General features: G+C 68.0%; 6 protein-coding genes. All 6 read left to right on the forward strand.

Annotated elements, in window-relative coordinates; genetic code table 11:
• Positions 1 to 461: 461 nt before the first annotated feature.
• The 6 genes from ACJH6I_RS31500 to ACJH6I_RS31525 are packed head-to-tail and all read left to right on the forward strand — an operon-like array spanning position 462 to position 6,139.
• Complete coding sequence (locus tag ACJH6I_RS31500; protein ID WP_346414331.1) at positions 462 to 2,351, forward strand: phage tail sheath subtilisin-like domain-containing protein; 1,890 nt, start codon at positions 462 to 464, stop codon at positions 2,349 to 2,351.
• Between the two features lies 1 nt (position 2,352).
• Positions 2,353 to 2,856 (forward strand): phage tail protein, encoded by a 504-nt coding sequence (locus ACJH6I_RS31505; protein ID WP_346414330.1) that lies wholly within the window; start codon positions 2,353 to 2,355, stop codon positions 2,854 to 2,856.
• A 4-nt stretch (positions 2,857 to 2,860) separates the two neighbouring features.
• Positions 2,861 to 3,586: a hypothetical protein gene (locus ACJH6I_RS31510; RefSeq protein WP_346414329.1), complete on the forward strand. Its 726-nt coding sequence runs from the start codon at positions 2,861 to 2,863 to the stop codon at positions 3,584 to 3,586.
• On the forward strand, positions 3,583 to 4,413 hold the full coding sequence (locus ACJH6I_RS31515; protein WP_346414328.1) for a hypothetical protein: 831 nt from the start codon (positions 3,583 to 3,585) through the stop codon (positions 4,411 to 4,413). Before ACJH6I_RS31510 ends, ACJH6I_RS31515 begins: the two co-directional genes overlap by 4 nt.
• On the forward strand, positions 4,410 to 5,600 hold the full coding sequence (locus ACJH6I_RS31520; RefSeq protein ID WP_346414327.1) for a DUF4255 domain-containing protein: 1,191 nt from the start codon (positions 4,410 to 4,412) through the stop codon (positions 5,598 to 5,600). The genes ACJH6I_RS31515 and ACJH6I_RS31520 overlap by 4 nt, the downstream gene beginning before the upstream one ends.
• Positions 5,597 to 6,139 carry a hypothetical protein gene (locus tag ACJH6I_RS31525; RefSeq protein ID WP_406785180.1) on the forward strand — a complete coding sequence of 181 codons (543 nt, stop codon included), beginning with the start codon at positions 5,597 to 5,599 and terminating at the stop codon, positions 6,137 to 6,139. The genes ACJH6I_RS31520 and ACJH6I_RS31525 overlap by 4 nt, the downstream gene beginning before the upstream one ends.
• The last annotated feature ends 68 nt before the right edge of the window (positions 6,140 to 6,207 follow it).

A 6,207-nucleotide genomic window follows, 5' to 3' on the forward strand; every position in this document is an offset into this window, starting at 1 on the left:
TTGGTAACCACACCGATACCGGAGGTCCTCACCTACTTCCGCTCACCACGCCGTTCACAACCTGTCTGGGAGTTACATCTAGCGCTCCTTCGCCCCCATCCGTCGAGGCCGTCACCGCGCCGCACTAGTCGTTGTCAAGGCTCATCGCCAACATTGCAATAACGTCGATCCACGACGCTGCTGCCGCTACAATTTGCCGGCTGTCTTGACGCGCCATTGCCGCCTCATCAGAGGCCCCAAATTTGATTTCAAGATCAAATACCGAACCCAGCGCCGCGGGAATCAATTCCGACCCGCAGCGGGGCAAGTCGCACTCTATTTCTAGCCGTCCTATAGTTTCTTCGTAAATGCGCAATCAATTGCGATCAGAATGGTTTTCACCGCGCCATCACGTCTTTACCATTATCGGTATTCACCATGGATCGAATGTCCATGTCATCACTCCGCGATGGAGGCAGCAGATGCCCGTCCAAACTACGTATCCCGGGGTCTACATCGTCGAACAGATGTCGAGCTCGCATGTGATCTCGGGGGTGTCAACCTCGGTGACCGCATTCGTCGGGGCCGCCCGAAAGGGACCGGCGGATACCCCGACCGCCATCGGCAGCTTCGCCGACTTCGTACGAACATTCGGCGACTCCATCGACGCCACAGACCATCCGATGGGGCACGCGGTTTCGCAGTTCTTCGCCAATGGCGGCAGCCAGGCGGTCGTCGTACGCGCACTCGCATCCGATGCGCTACCTGCGTCCCGCGCATTGGCCGCAGCCAACGGGGTCCAAGTCACCCTCACCGCGAAGAGCCGGGGCGCATGGGCGAACGGGACCGGCTCGGGCGCCGCCCAGACCGGCATCTTTGTCCAAGTCACGGCCGCAAGTGTCAACCCCAATGACCGGTTCAACCTCACGATCAGTAATTGGGCGCCCGGCGTCGGGGCCGCCTCGCTGCTCGCCCGCGAGACCTGGAGCGAGCTGTCGATGTCGCCAAGCCATCCGCGCTTCGTCACCACCGCCCTGGCCGGCAGCGCGCTTGTCTCCGCGGAGGTCTCTGGCGCCGAAACCACCGCGTCCGCAGGACATTCCACGAGCAAGAACGATCTCTCGGCAGGCGTCGTGGGCCTGGCCCAGCGAACACTCCGCGTGTCCATCAACCAGGGTGCGCCACAGGATCTCGTGCTCTTCCCGACCGGCACCGCGACCGATTCCCACAACACCACCGACCTCGTCGGGTTCATCAACGCCGCAGGCCTGCCCCTGACGGCGTCCGACGACGGCGGAAAACTCGTGCTCACCAGCAACACCAACGGGGCGGACAGTGCCGTGGTCGTCGGACTGAGCGGCGCTCAGGACGCCAGCAGCCGGCTGACGATGGGCGTCGCGGCCGGCGGGACCGAAGTCTCCGGCAGTGCCGCCGACCGTCCCGCGGTCGCCGCGGCCGCCGGGCTCGCCAACGGCAGCGACGGCTCCAACGTCGACGCCAATTCCATCGTCTCGGCCACCGAAGGCGAGGGCATGCTGGCCCTCGACACCCTCAACTTTCCACGGTTCAACCTGCTGTGCCTACCCGGAGTGACGACCGTCAACGTCGACGCCGTCAGCACCGCGCTGGCCTACTGCCAGACCCAGTACGCATTCCTGCTCGTCGACCCCGACCCGAGCGTCACTGCGGCCAATGCGGTGAGCACTGCGGGACTGTTCGCCGCCGCAGGGCAGTACGGCGCACTGTACTGGCCGCGGCTGATCACCGCGGCCTCGACGCCCGCGGGGCTGCCACCCTCGGGTGCACTCGCCGGAATCATGGCGCGCACCGACAGCCAACGCGGGGTGTGGAAAGCACCTGCCGGTCTGGCCGCCGGGGTCGCGGGCGCGATCTCGACCGCCCATCCAACCAGCGACAAGACCTCTGGTGATCTGAACCCGTTCGGCGTCAACGTATTACGAAGTTTCCCCGGGGCCGGCCTGGTCGTCTGGGGCTCACGAACGCTCGCCGGCTCGGACCTCCGCGGTGACCCATTCAAATACGTGCCGATCCGCCGCCTCACGAATTACATCGAAGCCAGCCTTTATCTCGGCACCCAATTCGCGGTATTCGAGCCCAACGACCCGGTGCTCTGGGGCCAGTTGCGGCTCGCTGTCGGGGCGTTCATGCGTGGCCTGTTCAGGCAGGGCGCCTTCCAACAGTCCGAGTCCCAGGCCGAATCCGACAGCTACTTCGTCACGTGCGACGGCACCGTCAACCCCCAGCCAGAGATCGACGCCGGCCGCGTGAATGTCGTCGTCGGTTTCGCCCCCCTGAAACCCGCCGAGTTCGTCGTCGTCACCATCACCCAGATCATCAACACCGGAGACTGACATGGCCGAATTCACTGTCAACCCGAAGCGACACGACCCCTACAAGACGCACATGTTCCGGGTGAAATGGGACGGCGTGTACGTCGCCGGGCTGTCCAAGATGTCAGCACTCACGCGGGCGACGGCACCGGTCTCCCACCGGGTCGGCGGTGACCCTTCGCACGACCGGCGCAGCCCTGGCCTGACCACGTACTCGTCGGTCACCCTCGAACGCGGCGTGACCCATGACCCCGCATTCGAAGCCTGGGCCAACAAGGTGAGCAGCATCACCGCACCTGGCATCTCTTTGCCGGACTTCCGCAAGGACATCACTGTCGACGTCTTCAACGAAGCGGGCCAACAGGTCATCAGCTACCACCTGTTCCGCTGCTGGGTGTCCGAATACACCGCCCTGCCCGCGATGGATGCGGCTACCGCCGCCACCGCAATCCAATCGATCAAACTCGAGACCGAAGGCTGGGAGCGCGATACGTCGGTAACGGAGCCCAAAGAGCTGAGCGTGTGATCCCGTGAGCAGCGGCGCCGGTTACACAGACACCGCGCCGGCCGCAGACATCACGCTGCCGGCCGGCCACGGCGGCTTCCCACTATCGCGGTTGAAACTGTTGCGAGACTTGGATGTTGCCGACGGAGAACTCGTGCAGGCACTGGCGATACTCAGTGCCTGCGGCGTCGACGATTCCCCGGCACTCCCGTTGGGCATCGTCGACCGACTGCTACTGCAGGCCCACCGTGCGGTCCTCGGCACCGATCTCGAACTCGTCGTCTCCTGCGCGGACTGCGGAGTGCTCAACGAGCTGCCACTGGGGCCGTCCGATGTGCCCGACTATGCACCGAGATCGGGATGGTGCGGCCCCGGCGCCGGTGTCCGGGAGCCCGCCGCAACCGACCTCGTCGGCCTACCGACCGACCCCGACGCCGCCAGCCGGATCCTGGTGGAGCGGTGCGCGGTGGGTCCCGCCGAGGAGCCTCGTGACAGCGCGGCACTCGATTGGGCTGAACAATCACTGTGCGGCGCGGTCGAGTTCTCGTGTATCGAATGCGGCACGCGGATAACGGAATTCGTCGATGTGCAGTGCCTGGTGACCTTCGCAGTAGCAGCCGCGGCAGCCGAGGCCGACGTCGAGGTGCACCTGCTGGCTTCGCAGTACGGCTGGGACTTGGCCAGCATCGAAGCACTTCCCGAAGCACGGCGCAGACGGCTGGCAGCACTGGCCCGCAGCGAGGGCCGATGACCGTCACGTCCGGTGAAACCCGAAGTGCCGCCGTGCGGGGGCTGATCGCCCGCGCACAGCGTCCACCAGTTCGCCCGGGATCCGACGCGGCGGCCCAACAGCCGCCGGTCGCGCCCGTCGCCGAGCAGGTCACCGCGCCGACTGCCATCAACTCGCCGGCCGACCACACTGTCCCGCCGCCGCGGCCGCCCGCCATACCGCGCCCCACCGAGCCGCCCACGGCACCACCAGCGGCACCGCCCCCGGCCGCCGACGCCGGTCGACACGACCGGTCTTCGCCCGCAGCGCGACAATCCCCGCTACCACCGACCCTCAGCCCACCCCAGCCACCGCTGCTACCACCGCCGTCGCAGCCTGCGGCAACCACCCTTCGAGTAATTCGCGCGCACGATGCCCCACCCCGCGTCGCGCCCCACAGGCCGACGCCCTCGGATCGACCGGCATCGCTGCCCGCCGCAGCACCACCGCCCATCCGCGCCGACACGCCACCGGCGCCGACCGACATTCCTGCCGCTACGCACTTCACCCGCCGCAGCATCCGCGGCCCCGTCGCCCCCGAGGCCCCGCCTGAGCCGATCGCCGCCACGCGCGCCCACGCGTCCACCGACGCAGCATCCCTGTCCACGGCCGCTCAGCCCGAACAGCCGCAGCGCATACCCGATGCCCCCACCACGGGGCCGTCGACCGCCCCGGACGTATCGCCGCCTGTGTCGATTGGCGAGATCCACGTTCACGTCACCGCGCCGTCCGATTCCGCAGCCGACCCGATGACTCTCCTGGAGCCCTACGCCAACGGCCTGACTGCACGACGGGCGGTGCCGCTATGAGCGTACTGCCGGCCCCCGGAGCAGTGCTCTCCGGAGTGGACCTGGTCCTACAAGCCATCACTCGGGACGCCATTCCGAGCGCGGTCGCGGTCACCGCTGGGCCCCTCGACCGACCCGTTGGCGGACCACGGCTGAACTGGTTTCTCTACCGCATCGCGCCAGCAGCGTCGCACCTCAACATGGAGCCGCCCCAGACCGGATGGACCACCCGGCGCGGACGTCCCCCGCTGGCCCTGACGCTGCACTATCTACTGTCCGCGGATCCCGGCGAGATGAGGCCGGCCGGCAATGAGATCGAAGCGGTCCACGACGCGCTCACCGCGGTCATGCAGGTTTTGCACGAGAACCCGATCCTGGGCCCGGACACCGTGATCACCACCCCGCCGAACCACACCGTCGGCGACACCGCCGCTGCGCTGCGCAACCTCATCGAACCACTGCGGATCACGCTGGACCCGGTTCCGTTGGAGACCGTCACCGGACTGTGGGCCAGTGGTCTCAAATCGCTGCGGGTGTCGGTGGCCTACGAGGTGAGCTTGCTGCTGGTTCCGTCGCCGGTGCCTTTCACCCCCGGTCCACCGGTGCGCGAACCCGTCGTCGCGGTCAGCCCCTCCGTGGGTCCCCACGTCAGCGCCGTCGTGCCGCCGATCACCGGCTACACGCACCCGGTGCTGATCGTGGTCCGCGGTCTCGGCGATCAGGTCCTGGTACAGCTGTCGCGCAGTGCCGGCGATCCCGACGATCCGACCGACGGCCGCCCCAACCCGGCGACCACGCACAGCACCGGACCGTGGCGGCTCACCGCCGTGCCATCGGCGGCCGGCCTCTCGGTGACCCTGCCCAACAACCAACTCGTCCCAGGTATGCGCGTCCTCACCGTCACCAACCTGGCGTCGGGGCTGCCGGCGGGGACCGCAGCCGCCGCATTGACCGTTGCACCGGCCGTGATCAGTGCCGCCGCACCCTTGCACGCCGGCCAACCCGCCACCCTCCAGGTGGCTCACGTGCTGCCGACCGGAACCGTGAACTTCCTCGGCATGTCGGTGCCGTACACACCCGCAGGCGCAGCCACTGTCACTGCAACCGTGCCGGCCGGTGTCGGCGACTACGCCGGGCAGAGCATCGGCGTGTCCGTCACCTCCGGCACCGTGACCGGTCCCCCGACCGACTTGGCGGTGGCGCCATGACGACGGCCCGCGTGGCCCAGGACGGCGCCGACGCACCGGAGGCGTACCCGACGGCACTGTTGCACTACCGGGCACTGTTCCAGGACGCCCTCACCGGACTCGCCGCAGACGCGAACCGGGGCGACCGCCGTGGGTGGTGCCCCGCGCCGGAGCGGGTCGCGGACGAATCCGATGTCCTCGGCGCCCTGTGCACCTCGGCGATCGAAGAGGCGCTGGTCGCCGCCGCCTGGTGGTCCGTCGCCGACCCCGGTCTGGCCACTGCCTTCGGACACCTGCACGACGACGCCGGCCGACGCTACCCGAGCCTGGCGATCCTGCGGCTGTTGCTGGTGCATCACGGCCTGCGGATCCCGCTCGCGCTGCCCACCGATTCGGGCATCGTGGCCGCCGGGGTACTGCGCCCGGTACCCGACGCCGAATCACCGATCAGGCTGACCGCAACGGCGGCGCTGGCCCTGGACGGGTACCGGCCTGCCGTCCAACCTGTCGAGCCGGTGACCCCCCGGCTTCGGAATCCCGTCGCGCGCGCCGAGCAATGATCAATACCTGTGGATGAGGCCCGAGGAGGCGGCCTGAAAGTGGGCGCACCTTCCCGAGGATGATCATC

The organism is Mycobacterium sp. SMC-13 (assembly GCF_045311035.1).
Lineage (GTDB): Bacteria > Actinomycetota > Actinomycetes > Mycobacteriales > Mycobacteriaceae > Mycobacterium.